This is a genomic window from Zoogloea sp., from assembly GCF_023150065.1.
In the GTDB taxonomy this organism is placed as follows: domain Bacteria; phylum Pseudomonadota; class Gammaproteobacteria; order Burkholderiales; family Rhodocyclaceae; genus Zoogloea.
In genome coordinates this window covers 1-828 of sequence record NZ_JAKLLN010000091.1, presented here as the reverse complement: position 1 = coordinate 828, position 828 = coordinate 1, and the positions used below count along the sequence as shown (strand labels likewise).

Genomic DNA, 828 nt, shown 5'->3' with positions numbered 1-828 from the left:
TCGGCGTGGCGCACCAGCAGTTCAAGGACATGGGGGCCGAGGCGATTCGCGCGCTCGGGAAGCCGGAGCACGTGGTGTATGACCTGAAGTATGTGATGCCGCGGAATGCGGCGGATCTGCGTCTCTGATCCCGACGCCGTGTTCGCGCCTGCCGGCGCTCCTACAGGGGCGCGGCCCGGCTCAGGCGCTGGCGGCGTGCCTGGCGGGCCCGACCCCGCGCATGCCGAGCTTGGCCCGGCAGCGGGGGTAAGTGGAGCAGCCCCAGAACGGGCCGTGCTTGCCCTGGCGGGGCGTCATGCTGGCGCCGCAGGCCGTACAGGTGGGCGTGGTCCAGTCACCCTCGGTGGCGAGCTCGAGCAGACGGCGGCTGGCGTCGTCGGGCAGGCGCTGGATCATGGCGAGGATCAGCCGGCCGTCGAGCAGGGTGATGCGGTTGATCGCGGCGAACTCCCGGGCGTTGTCGGTGAAGCCGTTGGGGGCCATGAAGAAGGCCCGCTCGATGGCCTCGTGGGCCATCACGCCGCGCAGCTCGCGCATGGTCTTGACGCCCACCGGCTGGCCCCAGGCCTTGCACTGGACGATGGCGGTGCAGGCCTGCGGGTTGTCCGGGTCCTGGTACAGGCGGATATCCACGCCGCCGTCGGCCCCCATCCGGGTGGTGGCGGCCTTGATGCCCTTCTCGTTGTAGAAGGCGCAGCACACGTCCTCGAAACGCTTCCATTCCATACGGTCGATCACGTCGATGGACCACTGGGAGGGTCGATCCGCGACGTCCCGGTGGGCGACGGGGAAAGGCACCACCCGGCCAGGGGGCTCCCGGCGCTCGCT

At 70.4% G+C, this 828-nt stretch carries 1 protein-coding gene; it reads right to left on the bottom strand.

Annotation, left to right across the window (positions count from 1 at the left end; all coding sequences use genetic code 11):
- Nucleotides 1–180: 180 nt before the first annotated feature.
- Nucleotides 181–828 (bottom strand): restriction endonuclease (locus L6Q67_RS23585; protein ID WP_296575971.1); only part of this gene is annotated, 648 nt, incomplete at its 5' end.